At 59.2% G+C, this 20332-nt stretch carries 18 protein-coding genes; 5 read left to right on the top strand and 13 right to left on the bottom strand.

Annotation, left to right across the window (positions count from 1 at the left end):
- Positions 1–33: 33 nt before the first annotated feature.
- The 5 genes from UIA24_RS13030 to rplM all read right to left on the bottom strand — a co-directional run bounded on the left by UIA24_RS13030 (position 34) and on the right by rplM (position 3719).
- A complete protein-coding gene (locus UIA24_RS13030; RefSeq protein WP_065761949.1) occupies positions 34–816 on the bottom strand; it encodes a cytochrome c1 in 783 nt (260 codons plus the stop codon).
- On the bottom strand, positions 816–2027 hold the full coding sequence (locus tag UIA24_RS13025) for a cytochrome b (protein ID WP_065761950.1): 1212 nt from the start codon (positions 2025–2027) through the stop codon (positions 816–818). Before UIA24_RS13025 ends, UIA24_RS13030 begins: the two co-directional genes overlap by 1 nt.
- Positions 2027–2620, bottom strand: coding sequence for a ubiquinol-cytochrome c reductase iron-sulfur subunit (gene petA / locus UIA24_RS13020; protein ID WP_065761951.1), 594 nt, complete (start codon positions 2618–2620; stop codon positions 2027–2029). The genes UIA24_RS13025 and petA overlap by 1 nt, the downstream gene beginning before the upstream one ends.
- A 263-nt stretch (positions 2621–2883) precedes the next feature.
- Positions 2884–3276 (bottom strand): 30S ribosomal protein S9, encoded by a 393-nt coding sequence (gene rpsI / locus UIA24_RS13015; RefSeq protein ID WP_065761287.1) that lies wholly within the window; start codon positions 3274–3276, stop codon positions 2884–2886.
- A 14-nt stretch (positions 3277–3290) separates the two neighbouring features.
- Positions 3291–3719, bottom strand: coding sequence for a 50S ribosomal protein L13 (rplM, locus tag UIA24_RS13010; protein ID WP_009404632.1), 429 nt, complete (start codon positions 3717–3719; stop codon positions 3291–3293).
- A 250-nt stretch (positions 3720–3969) separates the two neighbouring features.
- Between rplM and UIA24_RS13005 the strand changes: the two genes are divergently transcribed.
- Together UIA24_RS13005 and UIA24_RS13000 are read left to right on the top strand one after the other, a co-directional pair.
- Positions 3970–5010, top strand: a complete 1041-nt coding sequence (locus tag UIA24_RS13005; RefSeq protein ID WP_099775728.1) for an NADP(H)-dependent aldo-keto reductase — start codon at positions 3970–3972, stop codon at positions 5008–5010.
- A gap of 212 nt (positions 5011–5222) precedes the next feature.
- Positions 5223–6119, top strand: coding sequence for a GlxA family transcriptional regulator (locus tag UIA24_RS13000; protein WP_176717467.1), 897 nt, complete (start codon positions 5223–5225; stop codon positions 6117–6119).
- Between the two features lie 85 nt (positions 6120–6204).
- On the opposite strand, the gene zapE is transcribed toward UIA24_RS13000, so the two are convergent.
- The 3 genes from zapE to UIA24_RS12985 all read right to left on the bottom strand — a co-directional run bounded on the left by zapE (position 6205) and on the right by UIA24_RS12985 (position 9391).
- On the bottom strand, positions 6205–7299 hold the full coding sequence (gene zapE, locus UIA24_RS12995; protein WP_099775729.1) for a cell division protein ZapE: 1095 nt from the start codon (positions 7297–7299) through the stop codon (positions 6205–6207).
- Positions 7300–7381: 82 nt separating this feature from the next.
- Positions 7382–8731 (bottom strand): tryptophan--tRNA ligase, encoded by a 1350-nt coding sequence (locus UIA24_RS12990; protein WP_330523017.1) that lies wholly within the window; start codon positions 8729–8731, stop codon positions 7382–7384.
- Positions 8732–8755: 24 nt separating this feature from the next.
- Positions 8756–9391, bottom strand: coding sequence for an alpha/beta hydrolase (locus UIA24_RS12985; protein WP_330523016.1), 636 nt, complete (start codon positions 9389–9391; stop codon positions 8756–8758).
- 138 nt (positions 9392–9529) lie between these two features.
- On the opposite strand from UIA24_RS12985, the gene UIA24_RS12980 reads away from it, so the two are divergent.
- The gene (locus UIA24_RS12980; protein ID WP_330523015.1) at positions 9530–9967 is read left to right on the top strand and encodes a YhcB family protein; all 438 of its coding nucleotides are present in this window, start codon (positions 9530–9532) and stop codon (positions 9965–9967) included.
- Between the two features lie 233 nt (positions 9968–10200).
- Here the strand turns inward: UIA24_RS12980 and mdeB are convergent, their stop codons facing one another.
- Together mdeB and UIA24_RS12970 are read right to left on the bottom strand one after the other, a co-directional pair.
- Entirely contained in the window at positions 10201–12867 is a 2667-nt protein-coding gene (gene mdeB, locus UIA24_RS12975; protein WP_330523043.1) for an alpha-ketoglutarate dehydrogenase, read from the bottom strand.
- Between the two features lie 60 nt (positions 12868–12927).
- Positions 12928–14124 carry a methionine gamma-lyase gene (locus UIA24_RS12970; protein ID WP_330523014.1) on the bottom strand — a complete coding sequence of 399 codons (1197 nt, stop codon included), beginning with the start codon at positions 14122–14124 and terminating at the stop codon, positions 12928–12930.
- A 127-nt stretch (positions 14125–14251) separates the two neighbouring features.
- On the opposite strand from UIA24_RS12970, the gene UIA24_RS12965 reads away from it, so the two are divergent.
- Positions 14252–14731, top strand: coding sequence for an Lrp/AsnC family transcriptional regulator (locus UIA24_RS12965; RefSeq protein WP_065761279.1), 480 nt, complete (start codon positions 14252–14254; stop codon positions 14729–14731).
- A 464-nt stretch (positions 14732–15195) separates the two neighbouring features.
- Here UIA24_RS12965 and cysN read toward each other — a convergent pair whose 3' ends face one another.
- The 3 genes from cysN to UIA24_RS12950 all read right to left on the bottom strand — a co-directional run bounded on the left by cysN (position 15196) and on the right by UIA24_RS12950 (position 18925).
- Entirely contained in the window at positions 15196–17097 is a 1902-nt protein-coding gene (gene cysN / locus UIA24_RS12960; protein ID WP_099775735.1) for a sulfate adenylyltransferase subunit CysN, read from the bottom strand.
- A 14-nt stretch (positions 17098–17111) separates the two neighbouring features.
- Positions 17112–18029, bottom strand: a complete 918-nt coding sequence (cysD, locus tag UIA24_RS12955) for a sulfate adenylyltransferase subunit CysD (RefSeq protein ID WP_099775736.1) — start codon at positions 18027–18029, stop codon at positions 17112–17114.
- Between the two features lie 137 nt (positions 18030–18166).
- A complete protein-coding gene (locus UIA24_RS12950; RefSeq protein ID WP_330523012.1) occupies positions 18167–18925 on the bottom strand; it encodes a Nif3-like dinuclear metal center hexameric protein in 759 nt (252 codons plus the stop codon).
- 226 nt (positions 18926–19151) lie between these two features.
- On the opposite strand from UIA24_RS12950, the gene algW reads away from it, so the two are divergent.
- Positions 19152–20309 carry a Do family serine endopeptidase AlgW gene (gene algW / locus UIA24_RS12945; RefSeq protein WP_099775737.1) on the top strand — a complete coding sequence of 386 codons (1158 nt, stop codon included), beginning with the start codon at positions 19152–19154 and terminating at the stop codon, positions 20307–20309.
- Positions 20310–20332: the final 23 nt, after the last annotated feature.

Raw genomic sequence — 20332 nt, 5'->3', positions numbered from 1 at the left:
GGGCGCGTTCAACTACCAGAAACTACTGCGTGATCAGTGCACGTCCTTCCAGTATTCGCGCTTGAGCAGGTAAGCGAATACGAAGAAGAAGGCCAGGTACAGCAGCACGTAAGTACCGATGCGCTGGCTTTCCAGTTTGACCGGGTTGGCCGAGTACGCCAGGAAGGTCACCAGGTTCTTGACCTTCTCGTCGAACTGCTCTTCGTTCAGGGTACCGGATTTCGGCACGATGGTCAGCTGGTCACACGCCTCATGGGTCAACGGCGTACCGGTCAGCGGGTCGAATTGCTTCTTGCCGTCAGTGACGATCTGGACCTGCTTGCAACCGATGACCTGCCGACCCTGCAACCCTACCAGCACGTTAGGCATGCCCACGTTAGGGAACACGGTGTTGTTCACACCCCAAGGACGCGCCTTGTCCTCATAGAAGCCATGCAGGTAGCTGTAGAGCCAGTCAGTACCACGCACCCGGGCAACCAGGGTCAGGTCAGGCGGCGCGGCGCCGAACCAGGCCTTGGCATCGTTGGGCTGCATGCCGACTTTCATGTGATCACCGATCTTGGCACCGGTGAACACCAGCTTCTCGAGCATCAGCTCGTGCGGGATACCGAGGTCATCGGCAACGCGCTCGTAACGCTGGAACTTGGCGCCGTGGCAACCCATGCAATAGTTTGCAAAGGTGCGCGCACCGTCCTGCAGAGCGGCCTTGTCAGTCAGATCGATATCAACCTTCTGCAGCTCGACGGTTTCACCACCGGCAGCAAAGGTCAACGAAGGCATCACTGCCAGAATCAATACTGCAAATAGCTTTTTCATCAGCCAGTCACCCTTTCCGGAACCGGTTTGGTCTTCTCGAGCCTGGTATAGAACGGCATCAGAATGAAGTAGGCGAAGTACAGGAAGGTACATACCTGCGACAGTAAGGTACGACCCGGAGTCGGCGCCAGAACACCCAGCACGCCCAGGATCACGAACGAAATGCAGAACACCACCAGCCAGATCTTGCTCAGCCAGCCTTTGTAGCGCATCGATTTGACCGGGCTACGGTCAAGCCAAGGCAGCACGAACAGCACGGCAATGGCGGCACCCATGGCTACGACACCAAGCAGCTTGTCAGGGACGGCACGCAGAATCGCGTAGAACGGCGTGAAGTACCATACAGGCGCAATGTGCGCAGGTGTCTTGAAGGCGTTCGCCTGCTCGAAGTTCGGCTTCTCGAGGAAGTAACCGCCCATTTCCGGGAAGAAGAACACGATCAGACAGAAGACGAACAGGAAGACCACGACACCGACGATATCCTTGACGGTGTAGTACGGATGGAAAGGAATGCCGTCGAGCGGAACACCGTTCTCATCTTTCAGCTTCTTGATGTCGACACCATCCGGGTTGTTCGAACCTACTTCGTGCAGCGCCAGAATGTGCAGCACTACCAGACCCAGAATCACGATTGGCAGGGCAATCACGTGCAAGGCGAAGAAGCGGTTCAGGGTAATACCGGAGATCAGGTAGTCACCACGAATCCATTGGGTGAGGTCATCACCGATGACCGGGATCGCACCGAACAGCGAGATGATCACCTGGGCACCCCAGTAGGACATCTGGCCCCACGGCAGCAGGTAACCCATGAAGGCCTCGGCCATCAGCGCCAGGTAGATCAGCATACCGAAGATCCACACCAGCTCACGCGGCTTCTGGTAAGAGCCGTAGAGCAAACCGCGGAACATGTGCAGATAGACAACGACGAAAAACGCCGATGCACCGGTAGAGTGCAGGTAACGCAGCACCCAGCCGTATTCAACGTCACGCATGATGTATTCGACGGAGGCGAAGGCCTCTTCCGCCGACGGCGTGAAGCTCATGGTCAGCCAGACGCCCGTGACGATCTGGTTAACCAGCACCAGCAGCGCCAGGGAGCCAAAGAAATAGAAGAAGTTGAAATTCTTCGGTGCGTAGTACTTGCTGAGATGGTCTTCCCACATCTTGGTCGCGGGGAAGCGCGCATCAACCCAATCCATGAACTTACTCATCACGCTTTCTCCTGATCGACACCGACGACAATGATGTCGTCCGACTCATAAGAGTACGGCGGCACCGGCAGATTGAGCGGCGCTGGCTGAGACTTGTAGACCCGACCCGCCAAATCGTAGTGGGAGCCGTGGCAAGGGCAGAAATAGCCACCCACCCACTTCGGCCCCAGATCGACCGGCGCCACTTCTGGGCGGAACGTCGGGGAGCAACCCAAATGCGTGCAAAGGCCAACCAGCACAAGAATTTCAGGCTTGATCGAACGATTCGACGGATCGACGTAAGCCGGCTGAACCGATGCCTTGGATTCAGGGTCAGAGAGGTCGCCGGCAATCTTTTTCAGGTTGCCCAGAATTTCTTCTGTACGGCGAACGACGAACACGGGCTGGCCGCGCCACTCAGCGATTAGCTGCTGACCTGGCTCGATCTTGGCGATATTGACTTTCACCGGTGCACCTGCGGCTTTCGCCTTGGCACTGGGGAACCATGACCCCACGAACGGGACCGCAGCCCCCACCGCTCCAGCAGCACCTACCACAGACGTGGCTGCTACTAGGAAGCGACGCCGGCCTGCATTGACGCCGTCATTGCTCATTCAGTCCTCTCCCATCAGCTTTGTGGCCTGTTGCAACAGGCATCTACTAAATAATTTCTGAACTGCGTAAAAATTTGCCGAATGGTAATTAAAAGACCCTGCTCTGACAAGGTGATTAGCCCGGCCAAAACCTTGGACCCCTTGCAGTGCTTGACTTGCATCTATGCGGCAAGTTGTCACACCAAAGTCCGACTCATGTATTCAAGACATAAAAAAAGCCCAGTTCCACCTGGAACTGGGCTTTTTTTGAATACTGTAGCGAATTAACGCTTCGAGTATTGCGGACGCTTACGTGCTTTACGCAGACCCACTTTCTTACGCTCGACTTCACGAGCATCGCGGGTGACGTAGCCAGCGCGACGCAGAGCGCTACGCAGGGTTTCGTCGTAGTCCATCAGAGCGCGAGTGATACCGTGACGGATAGCACCGGCTTGACCGCTGACACCACCACCGATAACGGTGACGTAGATGTCGAACTTCTCGGTGGTTTCAGTCAGTTCCAGCGGCTGGCGAACGACCATGCGCGCGGTTTCACGACCGAAGAACGTCTCGAGAGAACGGTTGTTGATGGAGATGTTGCCAGTGCCCGGACGCAGGAAAACGCGAGCGGTTGCGGTCTTGCGACGGCCAGTGCCGTAATTTTGAGTCGCCGACATAATGAACTATTCCGTTAAATCTTCAGTTCTTGGGGCTGCTGAGCAGTATGAGGGTGAGTAGCGCCCGCATAGACTTTCAGCTTACGGTACATGTCGCGACCCAGTGGGTTCTTAGGCAGCATGCCTTTAACCGCGGTCTCGATCACGCGCTCTGGGGCCTTGGCGATCAACTTCTCGAAGTTGATTTCCTTGATACCGCCCGGGAAGCCGGAGTGGGAGTAGTACATTTTGTCCGAAGTTTTGGCGCCAGTCACACGCACCTGCTCGGCATTGATAACGACGATGTAGTCGCCGGTGTCAACGTGAGGGGTGTATTCTGGTTTGTGCTTGCCACGCAGACGGCTAGCGATTTCGGTAGCCAGACGACCCAGGGTCTGACCAGCGGCGTCAACTACGAACCAGTCGCGCTTTACTGTTTCCGGTTTAGCAGTAAAAGTTTTCATTCTTTATAGCCTCAGAGGCCGCCCAGCGAAAATAAGACGGCAGATCTTACTGGATAGTGCGCACCTTGACAAGTCAAGGACACAGCCGCACACGGACGCTATCGGGGGCTCGGGTCAGCGCGTCCAATATTCGGCAGGGTTCTTCGGTACGCGGGGCATCACTTCCGCAGCACAGAGAGGGGCTGAATTATCCAGATTGCGAAAAAAAATTCAACCTGCTTTTATGCTTCTTTTGCCTTGGGAGATGCAAATGGACTACCGTCAACTGGGCCGCAGTGACCTGAACGTAAGCGCTCTGTGCCTGGGCACCATGACCTGGGGCGAGCAGAACAGCCAGGCCGAAGCCTTCGCCCAGATCGAGCGAGCCAAGGCAGCCGGCATCAACTTCATCGACACGGCAGAAATGTACCCCGTGCCCCCACGCCCGGAAACCTATGCCGCCACCGAGCAAATCATCGGTAATTGGTTCAAGCAGCACGGTGACCGCGCCGACTGGGTTCTCGCCAGCAAGGTGGCCGGCCCGGGCAATGGCATCAGCCACATTCGCGACGGCCAGCTGAAACACAACCGCCAACACATCGTTGCTGCACTCGACGACAGCCTCAAGCGCCTGCAGACCGACTGGATCGACCTTTACCAACTGCACTGGCCAGAGCGCAGCACCAACTTTTTCGGCAAGCTGGGCTACCAGCACCTGCCTCATGACCACTTCACGCCGCTGGAAGAAACCCTGGAAGTCCTCGACGAACAGGTCAAGGCCGGCAAGATCCGCCACATCGGCCTGTCCAACGAAACTCCGTGGGGCACCATGAAGTTCCTGCAACTGGCAGAAAGCCGCGGCTGGTCGAGGGCTGTATCGATACAGAACCCCTACAACCTGCTCAACCGCAGCTTTGAAGTCGGCCTGGCGGAAATTGCCATCCGCGAACAGTGCGGCTTGCTAGCCTATTCGCCACTGGCCTTTGGCATGCTCTCGGGCAAATACGAGAACGGTGCTCGCCCTGCCAAGGGTCGCCTGACGCTGTTCAGCCGCTTCTCTCGCTACTCCAACCCACAGACCGTAGCGGCCTGCAGCCGTTATGTGACGCTGGCCCGCGAGCATGGCCTGGACCCGGCACAAATGGCCTTGGCGTTCGTCACCCAGCAGCCCTTTGTCACCAGCAACATCATTGGCGCCACGTCACTGGAACAACTGGAGAGCAACCTGGGCAGCCTTGAACTCAAGCTGAGTGATGAGCTGCTGGCCAGCATCGAAGCCATCCATCAGGACCAACCCAACCCTGCACCTTGAAGGGCAGTAGCGTACCCGCGGCAAACGCGGGTACGCAGGGTAGACATCACCGGCAAAAAATAAGACGATCCAGCCGGTGATTGACCACTTTCCCCTATAAGAATAACGAAATGATCTTTACCCAACCCTCCGCGTCGCTGCGGCGCGTCAGCATTCTGGCCATCGATAAGGTGTTCGCTTCAACCCTGATGCAGGCCAAGGACTTCTTCCATCTGGCCAGCCTGCGGTATAGCAAGCAACTGGGACTGGGCCTCAAACCCATGTTTGAAACACGCCTGGTCAGCCCCGACGGCAACCCGGTGAACAGCTTTAGCGATGTGCTGATACCGGTAGACGGCGGCCTGGAACAGGCCGATATCATCATCCTGCCGGCGTTCTGGGATGACTTCGATGCCCTGTGTCAGCGCTACCCGCAGATCCTGCCCTGGCTACGCGAGCAACATGCTGCTGGCGCCGTCCTCTGCGGTGAAGCCAGCGGGGTGTTCTGGCTGGCCGAGGCCGGGCTGCTCGACGGCAAGGAGGCCACCACCTACTGGCGCTTTTTCAACACCTTCGCCGAACGCTTCCCCAAGGTCAGCCTTAACCAGGACAAGCACCTGACCGATGCCGACAACCTGTACTGCGCAGGCGGCCCTACCTCAGCCTGCGATCTCTACATCTACCTGATCGAACGCTTCTGCGGCGCCAACGTGGCCCAGGCAGTGTCCCGCGACATCCTTTACGAAGTACAGCGCAGCTACACGCCGGGACGCATGGGTTTTGGCGGGCAGAAACTGCATCAGGACCTGATCATCCTGCAAATCCAGCAATGGCTCGAAGAACACTTCGCTGACAAGTTTCGCTTTGAGGACGTGGCCCGCAACCACGGCATGAGCATTCGCAATTTCATGCGTCGCTTCCAGGGCGCCACGGGTGACAAGCCGCTGCACTATCTGCAGCGTTTGCGGATCGAAACAGCCAAGGGCTTGCTGTCCGGTACGCGCAAGAGCATCAAGACGATCAGCTATGAGGTGGGGTATGACGATGCGAGCTTCTTCGCACGACTGTTCCGCCAGCACACGGCACTGTCACCAAACCAGTACCGCCAGCAGTTCATGCAAGAAGCTTGAGCGACCGCATCACAGGCAGGCCTGCCTCGCGCAGCACAGGGTGCTCAGCGCGAGGGCAGGCTTTGCCAGACGGGCATAACGCGGCTTAAGGACGATGCGCCCGCGCCAGGAACTCGTGGGACTGCATCTCAAGCAAGCGGCTCAGGGTACGCTGGAACTCGAAACTCAAGCGCCCGCCGGTATACAGGTCCTTCAGTTCGACCTCGGCAGAGATGATCAGCTTCACGTTCCGATCGTAGAACTCATCGACCATGTTGATGAAGCGGCGAGCGATGTCGTCGGTCGCCACGCCCATCTGCTCGACACCACTGAGCAGCACGGCATGGAAGATCTTGCCCAACTCGATGTAATCGTTCTGGCTACGCGGCCCATCACACAGCTCGCGGAAGTCGAACCAGGCCACGTCGTCACAGGTACGCAACGCACGAATTTCCCGGTTCTCGATGACCAGCACGTCATTCTCAACAGCCTGGGTGCATTCCGGCGTCAGGGCGCGGAAACTCTTGCGCAGGCTCTCGTGAGCGGCCTCATCGAGTGGGTAATGGAACAGCTCGGCCTGCTCCAGGTGACGCAGACGGTAGTCGACGCCACTGTCGACGTTGACGATCTCGGTGTTCTGCTTGATCAGGGCAATGGCCGGGAGGAAACGCGCACGCTGCAGACCGTCCTTGTACAGGCCATCGGGGACGATGTTGGACGTTGCCACCAGCGTAACGCCGTTCTTGAACAGTTCTTCCATCAGGGTACCGAGGATCATCGCGTCGGTAATGTCGGAAACGAAGAACTCGTCGAAGCAGATCACCCGCGCCTCTTCAGAGAAACGCTTGGCAATGATCGTCAGCGGGTTTTTCTCGCCCTTGAGGGTTTTCATTTCCTCGTGGACCCGCTTCATGAAGCGGTGGAAGTGCGTACGCACCTTCTGCTTGAACGGTAGCGCCTCGAAGAAGGTATCGACCAGGTAGGTCTTGCCCCGCCCTACCCCACCCCAGAAATACAGGCCTTTGACAGGTACCTGCTCTTTCTTGCCAAACAGTTTGCCAAACACGCCTGGCTTGCTGTTCTGCGCCGCGATCAAATCGTCGTACAGGCGCTGGAGGTGACGCACCGCTGTTTCCTGCGCCGCGTCATGGAAGAATTCGGGACGTTTCAGATCTGCTTGATATCGTTCTAGGGGCGTCATAATTCGTTAGCAAGGCAACAAAAGCGGGCCGTCACTGTAGCGACGGCCCCGGTTATTGGCAATCAGACTTCCGATAGCCTGTTTAGTCCTGTTGTGGCTGCAAGGCCACGCGCAAGCTCTCAATGGCCGCATCGCGAGCCGCCGCGTCGCTGAACTGCGGGCCATCGGCGACACATTCGCCTTCCAGCCAGAGGCTGAAGCCCAGGCCTTCACTGCGTACATCCAGTGCTTGCCCCTGCTGCAGTTGCTTGGTCACGGCACCGGCAGTCTTGCCGTCGGCAAAGTGACGCGACAGCAGCAGTTGCTCACCATCAGCGGCCAGCAGACGGAAACGGAAGCTGCCGCCATCTTCACGGAAACTGACGAAGCGCGCTGCCTTGGCAGCCTTTTTCTTGACCTCGACAGGCCCCTGCACGATGTTGCGGAACGAGCGCAAGCCAACCGCTTCACGCAGTTGCTCAAGGAACGGCGTAGCAACCTTACGTGCCTTCTGTGCGCCGGCCAGGAGGATATCTTCCAGGTCAGCAGGTCGCGCGATCAACTGATGGTAGCGCTCACGCGCCTCGCTCAACTGGCCATCGAGCAACTGGAACAGGCGCTGCTTGGCCTCGCCCCAGCCCAAGCCCTGCAGCAGTTCAGTGCGGAACTCTGCCGCCTGGTCCGGCGTAGCGAATGCCTGGAACAGGGTGAACAGGTGGGCGTTGTCCGGATCCTTCGCTTCCCCTGGTGCACGCGAGTCGGTGACGATGCGCGAGATCGCGTCTTTCATCTCCTTGGCACTGCTGAAAAGCGGAATGGTGTTGTCGTAGCTCTTGGACATCTTGCGCCCGTCGAGGCCTGGCAGAGTCGCCACGCTCTCCTCGATCAGGGCTTCGGGCATGACAAAGAACTCCTTGCCCTGACCGAACAGGTGGTTGAAACGCTGACCGATATCACGCGCCATTTCCACGTGTTGAATCTGGTCACGGCCCACCGGCACCTTGTGCGCGTTGAACATCAGGATGTCGGCAGCCATCAGCACCGGGTAGCTGTACAGGCCCATGCTGATTCCCGCATCCGGGTCTTCACCGTTTTCCAGGTTCTTGTCCACGGACGCTTTGTAGGCATGGGCGCGGTTGAGCAGGCCCTTGGCAGCGACACAGGTCAGCAGCCAGGTCAGCTCTGGAATTTCAGGGATATCGGACTGACGGTAGAACGTGACCCGCTCAGGATCCAGACCACCGGCCAGCCAGGTCGCCGCGATTTCGAGGCGCGAGCGCTGGATACGCTGCGGGTCATCGCACTTGATCAGGGCGTGGTAGTCGGCCAGAAAGTAGAACGAGTCGACATTGTCCTGGCGGCTGGCCAGGATCGCCGGGCGGATGGCACCGGCGTAGTTGCCCAGGTGGGGCGTGCCCGTGGTGGTGATACCGGTAAGGATACGAGTGGTCATGGGTAATCGCTTATCAGGCTTGTATCAGTTCGAAAGGCGCGGCAGCACCAGATCCTTGAGGTCGGTCAGCTTGCCATGAAAAAAGTGTCCGCATTCTGCCACTTTCAGCAGCTCATGGGGGCGCGACAGTGCAGCAGACCAGTCATAGACCAACTGCGGCGCAACCACTTCATCGGTATCTGGCTGAATCACGATCAGCGGGCAGCCCTGCGGCAACACGTCATTGGCGCTCAGGCGCATGACCGCCGGGGCCACCATGAACAGCCGGGCCAGCGGCACGCCAGCAGCCTCCAGACGACCGCCAAGGCTGGCCGCAACAAAGCCACCGAACGAGAAGCCAAACAACGTCAATGGCAATTCAGGATGTTTTTCACGCACCCAGGCGGCCACCGCCTGAGCGTCATCGACTTCACCACTGCCCATGTCATGGCTGCCAGCGCTGGCACCGACGCCGCGATAATTGAAGCGTAAAGTGATGTAGCCCGCATCACGCGCCGTACGCTGCAAGGTGGAAACCACCTTGTTGAGCATGGTACCGCCCTGAACGGGGTTAGGGTGGCAGAGCAAGGCCACGCCACGGGCGTCGGCCACATCGAGGTACAAGGCTTCGAGCTGGCCAACCGGGCCATCGATGAATACGGGGGTTTCGCGGATAAGCAAGGAAGAACTCCGTGACCTCGGAAAGGGTCGACTCGTCTAGCTGAATGATTCTGTCTGAGATATTTGCGATAGTTCGCGGTATACAGCGCAGGTCCGAGCCGTTAACGTAAAGCAAAGCCGTTTATAGAGGAAGGACTCGTGGAACTCTCGCTCTTAGTTTGGTTGTTGCCGACCCTGGCCCTGGCAGTAGGTGTCGTCGTTGGTTTCCTGGTCGCCCGCCTGCTGCCCAATGCCGCGCCGAGCAGCACCCAGCGGCAACTGGACGACATCCAGGAACGCTTCGACAGTTATCAGAACGAAGTGGTCACCCACTTCAACAGCACTGCAGCGCTGGTTAAAAAGCTCACGCAAAGCTATCAGGATGTTCAGGACCACCTGGCCGAAGGCGCCAACCGCCTGGCCCTGGACGAACTCACCCGTCAACGCCTGCTGGCCTCACTGCACGCCGAGACACCACAGGCACCTCGCGAGCGCCTGACGCCTCCTCGCGATCAGGAAGCACCGAAAGACTACGCACCGAAGACGCCAAACGCCCCAGGCATGCTCGACGAGCATTACGGGCTCAAGCGCAACTGACCGAAGCCATCGCAGGCAAGCCTGCTCCAACACAGACCGAGCAACCTGTGGGAGTTGGCTTGCCAACGATGCAAGCACCGCGCCCCCACTGGCACCCCGCCAAAGCTATCGCAGGCAAGCCTGCTCCAACAGAGCCCGTGCCAGCCTGTGGGAGCCGGGCCTGCCCGCGATACAAACGCCGCGAACGCACTGGCACTCCACCGGCGCCATCGCAGGCAAACCTGCATCCCATATCAGCTATACCATGGCGCCGTCTCGCTGCAGACGGGATACCGCGCTACGGCCTGCTCCAGCACACTCGGTGCCAACGACCCGTTCTGCACCAGGCTATGCAGGCTGGCCAGGACAATGCTGAAGCGGTCGACCTCAAAGAACCGACGTAACTGCTGCCGCGTATCACTGCGACCGAAACCGTCAGTGCCCAAGGTGGCATAAGGCGCCGCCAGGTACTCGGCAATCAACTGCGGCCAGGCCCGCACATAATCACTGGCAGCGACGATCGGCGCGCTCCCACCCAGGCACTGCTGGACGTAACTGGCTGCTACCCCTGCCTTCGCGCAACGGCCTGCACGTTGTGCATCGCGCGCATCGCGAGCCAGCTCACTGAAACTGGTGACACTGAACACTTCACTTTCAACCTGCCACTCGTTCGCCAGCAGCTCACTGGCGGCAATCACCTCTCGCAGAATTGCCCCGGAGCCCAGCAGACGTACGCGCCCCACGGCGTGCTCCAGCGAGTGCTCAGTGAACCGGTACATACCTCGCAGCACCCCTGCATGAGCGGCCTCGGGCAGCGAGGGCTGTGGATAGTTTTCGTTCATCACGGCGATGTAGTGGAACTCGTCGCACTGTTCCCCGAGCATCCGCCGCGCAGCATGCTCCAGAATGACCGCCAACTCACCCGCGAAGCATGGCTCCCAGGCCCGGCAATTGGGCACCATCGACGCCATCACCACGCTGGAACCATCCTGATGCTGCAGGCCTTCACCACCGAGCGTGGTACGCCCGGCAGTAGCCCCCAGCAGGATGCCCCGGGCACGCTGGTCGGCGGCGGCCCAGATCAGGTCGCCCACCCGCTGGAAACCGAACATCGAGTAATAGATATACACAGGCAGCATCGGTTCGCCGTGCACCGCATACGACGTGGCAGCCGCAACCCAGGAGGACAGCGCCCCAGCTTCGGTTATGCCCTCTTCCAACAACTGACCGTCTTGCGCTTCCTTGTAGAACAACAGTGAACCGGCATCTTCCGGCTCGTAGCGCTGCCCCTGCGGCGAGTAGATACCGATCTGCCGGAACAGGCTGGCCATGCCGAATGTGCGCGCCTCATCCGCCACGATCGGCACAATGCGCGGCCCCAGCTCCGGCGCTTTCAACCAGGCGCTGAGTACGCGAACCGCCGCCATGGTGGTAGACATTTCCTTGCCATCCGCCTGCAGCGCAAACCCTGCACTGGCATCCAGCGATGGCACCGGTATCGACCGAACCTCGCTGCGACGCGCCGGCAAAAAGCCCCCCAGTGCCGCACGACGCGCTTGCAGATAGCGCATTTCCGGGCTGTCTTCCGGTGGACGGTAGAAACGCAGCTGTTCGACATCGGCATCCGAGAGCGGCAGATGGAAACGGTCGCGATAGGCCAGGAGGGCCTGCACATCGAGTTTTTTCGCCTGGTGCGCGGTCATCCGCGACTCACCGGCAGCACTCATGCCATAGCCCTTCTTGGTCTTGGCCAGGATCACGGTTGGCCGCCCCTTACAGGCCTTGGCCGCAGCGAAGGCGGCATACAGCTTGCGAAAATCGTGGCCACCGCGCTTCAGGGCATTGATCTCGGCCGAGCTCATGTGCGCGACCAACTGCTGCAACGCCGGGCTCTGATTGAAGAAATGCTCAAGATTATAGGCGCCGTCATTGGCCCCCAAGGTCTGGAATTGCCCGTCGGGGGTCGCCGCAAGCTGACGCAACAACACATGCTCGCTGTCGCGGGCAAACAGGGCGTCCCACTCCGAGCCCCACAGCACCTTGATCACCTGCCAGCCAGCACCGCTGAACAGGGCTTCCAGCTCCTGGACAATCTGTCCATTGCCCCGTACCGGCCCGTCCAGGCGCTGCAAGTTGCAGTTGACCACGAACGTCAAGTTATCCAGTTGCTCACGGGCCGCCAGGGTCAGCCCGGCAATCGACTCCGGCTCGTCCATTTCACCGTCACCGAACACGCCCCAGACATGCCGAGCGGCAGTATCCGCCAGCCCACGGTGCTGCAGGTAACGCATGAAACGCGCCTGGTAAATCGCACTGATCGGGCCGATTCCCATCGAACCGGTGGGGAACTGCCAGAAGTCAGGCATCAACCAGGGATGCGGATAAGAACACAGGCCGCCACCCTCGACCTCCTGCCGATAGCGCGACAGTTGCGCCTCACTCAGTCGCCCTTCAAGGAACGCCCGGGCGTAAACACCAGGGGCTGAATGCGGCTGAAAAAACACCAGATCGGCGTGCTGAGGCTCACCGCCCTTGAAGAAATGCTGAAAACCCACCTCGAAAATTTCGGCGGCCGAAGCGTAGCTGGCGATATGCCCACCCAGATCACCGTAGGCATGGTTGGCTCGAACCACCATTGCCAACGCGTTCCAGCGCAGCAAACGGGTAATCCGCTCTTCAATTTCCAGGTCACCGGGATAGGCGCCCTGCTGCTCTACCGACAACGTATTGCGGTACGCCGAATACGCCTGAGCACCGCGCTCAAGGCCCAACTCACGGGCGTGCGCCTCCAGTTGCTCCAGCAAAAATCGCGCACGCGCCGGGCCACAATGCCGCAAGGTCGAGTCCAGCGCATCCAGCCACTCGGCCGTTTCGCCGGGATCGGGATCGACCTGCGGGTCATGTCCAGGCTGCCCTGCCATACTGTCGCCAGGCACACGGTTCATCATTGCCACCATCGCATTGACCTCATCCATGTCAGTTCAGGCACAGGCCTTCAATGCCTGCGCGATGTCTGCCAGCAAGTCATCGATGTCTTCCAGCCCCACCGACAACCGCACCAACCCCTCGGAGATACCGTACTGGGCCCTCTCCTGCGGGGTATAGCTGGAATGGGTCATGCTCGCCGGATGTTGGGCCAGCGATTCGGCATCGCCCAGACTGACGGCACGGCTGAACAACTGCAGGGCATTCATGAAACGCCGACCGGCGGCAATGCCACCCTTGAGTTCAAAGGCAATCATCCCGCCCGGCAAGCGCATTTGCTGCTGCGCCAGTTCGTATTGGGAAAAACCTGGCAAGCCGGGGTAGTTGATCAACTCCACCTGCGCTTGTTCGGCGAGGAATTCGGCGATGGCCTGCGCATTACTGCAGTGGCGCTCCATACGCAGCGTGAGCGTCTTCAGGCCGCGCATCAGCAGCGAGGCATCATGCGGCGAAAGGACAGCGCCGGTCATGTCCTTGAGGCCTTCCAGTCGGATACGGTCAACCAGCGCCTTGCTGCCGATGACCAGGCCGGCGGTAATATCACCGTGACCACTGAGGTATTTGGTTGCCGAATGCACCACCAGATCCGCGCCCAGTTCCAGTGGACGCTGCAGGTACGGCGTGCAGTAGGTGTTGTCGACCACGACGATGATGCCGTGCTGATGGGCGATTTTCGCCACGGCGGCGATGTCAGTCAGTTGCATGTTCGGGTTGGCCGGTGACTCGAAGTAGATCACCCGCGTGGCCGGAGTGATCGCGTTTTCGAGCGCTTGCAGGTCACTCATATCGACATGCCGCGAGGTGACACCGAACTCGCCAATGCCGTGGTGCAAGAACGCGAAAGTGCAGCCGTAGAGGGTACGCCCCAACAGGATTTCGTCGCCAGGACGCAGCAAGGTCCATAACGTGGAGGTAATCGCACCCATGCCCGACGCCAGCGCCAGCCCGGCCTCGCCGCCTTCCAGCGAAGCCATGCGCGCCTCCAGCAAGGCCAGGGTAGGGTTGGAAATACGGCTGTAGAAGTACCCCGCCTCCTCCCCCGCAAAGCACGCTGCACCGTACTCAACCGTCGGAAATGCGAACGTGGCGGTCTGGTAGATCGGCGGCACCAGTGCGCCGTTGTGCGCCAACGGATCGTAACCATGGTGAATGGCACGCGTAGAAAAACCGGATTTATTGTTGGAGTCGCGCATGGCAACAGCCTCTTATGGTTTGCTATAAGCTTATGCCACTCAAGTGCTGATATTTTTCCAAATAAACCCAGCTTTCTCGGTAATTATTGGCATAAAAACAACAATAAAAGACCGTGGAGGGCAAATCATGCCTAACGCCATCGACCGTACCGACCGTGCCCTGCTGGGGGCCTTGCAAGACAATGCCCGGCTCACCGTCGCCGAGCTGGCCGACAGCGTCTCACTGACCACCTCCCCCTGTTGGCGGCGAGTCAAACTGCTGGAAGAGACCGGCTACATCACCGGCTACCAGGCCATCCTCTCGCCCAAGGCCCTGGGGTTTGGCGTGACCGCGTTCGTGAGCATCATGATGGACTCGCACACCAAGGAAATGGCGCGCGCCTTTGAGCAACGGCTCATGGAAATTCCAGAGATCGTCGCCTGCCACAACATCTCCGGCCGCTATGACTTTCTGCTGGAAATCCTCGCACGCGATCTGGAATCGTTCGGCGAATTCACCCGCGAGGTGTTGCAGTCACTACCGGGTGTAAAGGAGATCTACTCGAGCTTTTCCTTCAAGGCGGTGAAGGAGCGACGGGTGATACCGGTGTCGGAAAAGCATATTTAGTCCATCGCCGGACTCAATCATTTAACCGAAATTTCCCACAAGACAATCAGAAACCTTGGCAGCAGGCTAATGAATACTCACTCATTAGCCTGCGATGCAAGCCACAAAAAGCACCCCTCAATGAGGTATCGAGGCATGACGACATTGCTAGTCTTCATCGCCCCACACCAGCCGAGAGGACACCATGAAGCACGTATTGGCGCTTTTGATAGCCGCACTCACCGCCGCATGCACCAATGGGCATTTCATTCTACAAAAGCATGACCCAGAGCGAGCCCATCGCTGCAAAATGGACGCTAACAGGCCGGAATGCTCCATCAACTGATGTTTAAAAACGCCACTCAATAGGAAAATTGAACAATTCCCTATACGGCTCATATGCAGATCTTAAACCGTGAAAAAAGGGGCATGGCTAAAATAAAAAACCCCGCGACAAGCGCGGGGTTTTCGGTCAAGCCAGACGCTTAGATCGCGCCGCGCTTACGCAGCACATCCAGCACCTGCTTCACGCCGTCTTCCAGGCTGACACTCTGGGTGTCGATCACCAGATCGGCATCCAGTGGTACATCGTACGGGAAGGACTCACCCGGGATGTTGTCGCCACCGGCAGCGTAGAGCCCTTGCGGGTCACGCTCGCGGCAAACCATTGGCGACGCCTGGACGTAGACCGTGACCAGACGCTCCTTGCCGATCAGCGCCTTGGCCTGTTCACGGCCTTCGGCATCCGGCGCGACGAAGGCCGCCAGGGTCAGCAGGCCGGCTTCGTTGAACTGACGCGCAACGTGCGCGGCACGGCGCCAGTTCTCGGTACGCCCGGCGCGGTCCTGTGGCAGGCCCTTGTTCAGGTCATGACGCAGGTTCTGGCCATCGAGCACGTAGACCGCACGGCCCATGTCAAAAAGCTTGCGCTCAACGGCATACGCCAGGGTGCTCTTGCCCGCGCCCGACAGGCCGCTGAACAGCACGGTGGCCGGTTGCTGACCGAAACGCAGTGCACGTTCTTCCGTGGCTACGTGAGCCATCTTGCCGTGATGCCCCACCGAACCATGCGGTACAACCGGAGGCGCGATGATCATGCCGGCACCCACGGTGCCGTTGGTCAGACGGTCGATGACAATGAAAGCACCAGTGGTGCGGTTGCTGTCATAGCCGTCGAGGGCAATCGGCGCATCCAGGCTGACCTTGACCCGACCGATTTCGTTGAGCTGCAACGCACTGGCGGCGCCCTGCTCCAAGGTGTTCACATCAACCTTGTGGGTGATGCTGGCAATCGAGCCCGGCACGTAGCTGGTAGCACGCTTGATGTCGTACTTTTTGCCCGGCAGCATGGGCTCTTCAGCCATCCACACGAGCATGGCATCAAACTGGTCGGTCACCGGTGGAACGTTGTCGGCATGCACCAGCAAGTCACCACGGGAGATGTCGATCTCGTCTTCCATGGTCAGGGTTACGGCCTGGCCTGGGCCTGCCTGTTCCAGCTCACCTTCAAAGGTGACGATGGATTTGACCCGGCTGCTCTTGCCCGACGGCAGAACGACGATCTCGTCGCCCTTGTGTACGACACCGCTGGCCAACGTACCGGCAAAGCCGCGGAAGTTCAGGTTCGGCCGGTTCACGTACTGCACCGGGAAGCGCAGGTCGGTGAAGTTGCGGTCGGCGGAAACTTCCACGGTTTCCAGAATTTCCATCAGCGCAGGGCCGGTGTACCACGGCGAACGCTCGCTGCGGTTGACCACGTTGTCGCCCTTGAGGGCCGACATCGGTACAAAGTGCAGGCTGCTCGGGTTCAGCTTGATGGCATCGGCAAACTTCAGGTAGTCGGCCTTGATCGACTCGAAGACCTGCTCGTCGAAGCCCTTGAGGTCCATCTTGTTGATGGCGACAACGATGTGCTTGATACCCAGCAGCGACGCAATGTAGCTGTGACGGCGGGTCTGGGTCTGCACGCCATAGCGGGCATCGACCAGAATGATCGCCAGGTCGCAGGTAGAAGCACCGGTCGCCATGTTGCGGGTGTACTGCTCGTGGCCCGGGGTGTCGGCAATGATGAACTTGCGCTTGGCGGTGGAGAAATAGCGGTAGGCCACATCAATGGTGATGCCTTGCTCACGCTCGGCCTGCAGGCCGTCGACCAGCAGCGCCAGATCGATGTCTTCGCCAGTGGTGCCGACTTTCTTCGAGTCGCGGGTGATCGCTTCCAGATGGTCTTCGTAGATCATCTTGGAGTCGTGCAGCAGGCGCCCGATCAGGGTGCTCTTGCCGTCATCGACGTTACCGCAGGTCAAAAAGCGCAGCAGCTCTTTACGTTCGTGCTGGGCCAGGTAAGCGAGGATGTCCTCGCTGATCAATTCGGATTGGTGCGACATGCTCTGACCCTAACTTAGAAGTAGCCTTGACGTTTCTTGTCTTCCATCGAACCGGCGCCATCGTGGTCGATGACACGGCCCTGGCGTTCGGACGTTCGCGTCAGGAGCATTTCCTGAATGATGTCCGTAAGGGTTTCGGCTTCGGACTCCACCGCGCCCGTCAACGGGTAGCAGCCAAGGGTACGGAAACGCACTTTCTTCTTGACGATGCGAGCCTTCTCCTCGTCGGAGAGGTGCTCGAGGATGCGTTCGTCGTCGATCATGATCAGCGTGCCGTTCTTCTCGATCACTTCGCGCTCGGCAGCGAAGTACAGCGGCACGATCGGGATACCTTCCAGGTAGATGTACTGCCAGATGTCCAGCTCGGTCCAGTTCGACAGCGGGAACACACGAATCGACTCGCCCTTGTTCACCTTGCCGTTGTAGACGTTCCACAGCTCAGGACGCTGGTTCTTCGGGTCCCAGCGGTGCTTGCTGTCGCGGAACGAGTACACACGCTCCTTGGCGCGGGATTTCTCTTCATCGCGACGAGCACCACCGAACGCGGCATCGAAACCATACTTGTCCAGCGCCTGCTTCAGGCCCTCGGTCTTCATGATGTCGGTGTGCTTGGCACTGCCGTGGGTGAACGGGTTGATACCTTGGGCGACGCCTTCAGGGTTGACGTGGGTGATGAGCTCCAGGCCCATTTCCTCGACCATCTTGTCGCGGAAGCTGTACATCTCCTGGAATTTCCACTGTGTGTCGACATGCATCACTGGAAACGGCAGCTTGCCCGGGAAGAAAGCCTTGCGCGCCAGATGCAGCATCACTGCCGAATCCTTGCCAATCGAGTACAGCATCACCGGGTTATCGAACTCGGCGGCCACCTCACGAATGATGTGGATGCTCTCCGCCTCCAACTGTTTCAAATGCGTCAGTTTGTCGACCATGGCTACTCACGGAAAATCGATCTTATGGACGGCCAGCGGGCCGTGTTCGCGTTCGGCACTCTAGCACAGCGTCCAATTCTATTGAGGAAGCAAACTAGAACGAAACGGTATAAGAATATGCCTAGGGGTTTTGAGTTTCAGATGGGGTTCGGGCAATCGATGAACAGATGTTCCAGTGCGAATCGCCGCGCCAGGTAATCACCCAGTGCCTGCACGCCATAACGCTCGGTCGCGTGATGGCCTGCGGCGATAAAGCTGATGCCGTTTTCCCGCGCACTGTGGAAGGTCTGCTCGGACGCTTCGCCACTGAGGTACAGGTCGACACCGGCTGCAATCGCCTGATCGATATAGCCCTGGCCACCGCCCGTACACCAGCCGACCCTGCGTATAACCCCGTCGCCTTCGATCAGCAGGGGTTCACGCCCCATCACATCCTGCACCTTGCGGGCAAAATCACGCGCAGAAAGCGGTTCGGCCAGCGAGCCGACCAATCCCACTACCCGTGGGTTTTCAGGATCCAGAGGGCCTTCAACGGTGATCTCCAGTTGCCGCGCCAGTTGCACGTTGTTGCCGACTTCCGGGTGCAGGTCCAGCGGCAGGTGATAGGCCAGCAGGCTCAGGTCATGCTTGAGCAAGGTCTTCAGGCGGCGCTGTTTCATGCCGGTGATACAAGGGCTCTCACCCTTCCAGAAATAACCATGATGAACCAGCACCAGGTCAGCGCCGGCCTCGACAGCAGCATCGAGCAACGCCTGGCTGGCAGTGACACCACTGACAATGCGCGTTACCTGTGGGTTACCCTCGACTTGCAGGCCATTGGGGCAGTAATCCTGAATTTTTGCACTGCCAAGGTAACGGTCGGCTTCCTCGACCAGGGTGCTCAGGGCGACAGCCATGAAAAGACTCCTTAATTCAGCAGTTCAGCGCGGCACAAGGCCTCGTATAATGAACGTCATTATGGGCCGTCGACCGGTTTGGGGAAACCGACGGCATACGCCTGGGGCGCCAGATCAATTACCGCTATCCGTCATCACGTTGTGCTGTTCCGGCGCAACGCCTGACACAGTATGATCGCGCGCCTTACTACTTCGCGGCCCTCTGCCAACTCCCGAGACTCGTTCAATGCTCAAGGCTTTGCGTTACTTTGGCTGGCCACTGCTGACCGGTGTACTGGTCGCCCTGCTGGTCATCCTGCGCTTCCCACAGTGGGTTGGCTTGCCCAGCCAGGATGTCAATTTGCAGCAGGCGCCGCAAACCACACGCATCATGCAGGGGCCGGTGTCCTACGCCGATGCGGTGAACATTGCCGCTCCTGCCGTGGTCAACCTGTACACCACCAAAATGGTGAACAAGAGCGCTCACCCGCTGTTCGAGGACCCGCAGTTCCGCCGCTTCTTCGGCGATAACCTGCCCAAGCAAAAACGCTGGGAGTCCAGCCTGGGTTCAGCCGTGATCATGAGCCCGGAAGGCTACCTGCTGACCAATAACCACGTGACCGCCGGGGCGGACCAGATTGTGGTGGCGCTCAAGGACGGCCGCGAAACCCTCGCCCGCGTCATTGGCAGCGACCCTGAGACCGACCTCGCGGTCTTGAAGATCGACCTGAAAAACCTGCCCTCAATCACCATTGGTCGCTCCGACGGTATTCATATCGGCGATGTCGCCCTGGCGATTGGCAACCCGTTCGGCGTCGGCCAAACCGTCACCATGGGTATCATCAGTGCCACCGGGCGCAACCAACTCGGCTTGAACACCTATGAAGATTTCATCCAGACGGACGCCGCGATCAACCCGGGCAACTCGGGCGGCGCGCTGGTCGATGCCAACGGCAACCTGACCGGTATCAACACGGCGATTTTCTCCAAGTCCGGCGGCTCGCAAGGCATTGGCTTCGCCATCCCGACCAAGCTGGCCCTGGAAGTCATGAAGTCGATCATCGAGCATGGCCAGGTAATCCGGGGCTGGCTGGGCATCGAAGTACAACCCCTGACTCAGGAACTCGCGGATTCGTTCGGCCTGCAGGGCCGACCAGGCATCGTCGTCGCCGGGATCTTCCGCGATGGCCCAGCGCAAAAGGCCGGCCTGCAATTGGGCGATGTGATCTTGAGCATCAATGGTGAGGAAGCGGGTGATGGCCGTCGTTCGATGAATCAGGTGGCGCGGACCAAGCCCAACGATAAAGTGACGATCGAGGTGATCCGCAACGGCAAGGCGCTCAAGCTGGTCGCTGAAGTCGGCCTGCGTCCGCCACCCGCGCCGGTGCAGACAGAAAACAACTGACCCCCGTAAATGCAATCGCCGGC

Source organism: Pseudomonas sp. AL 58 (assembly GCF_036348395.1).
In the GTDB taxonomy this organism is placed as follows: Bacteria; Pseudomonadota; Gammaproteobacteria; order Pseudomonadales; family Pseudomonadaceae; genus Aquipseudomonas; species Aquipseudomonas defluvii.
The sequence above is the reverse complement of the archived record's forward strand: the minus strand, read 5'-3'. Positions and strand labels throughout refer to the sequence as shown.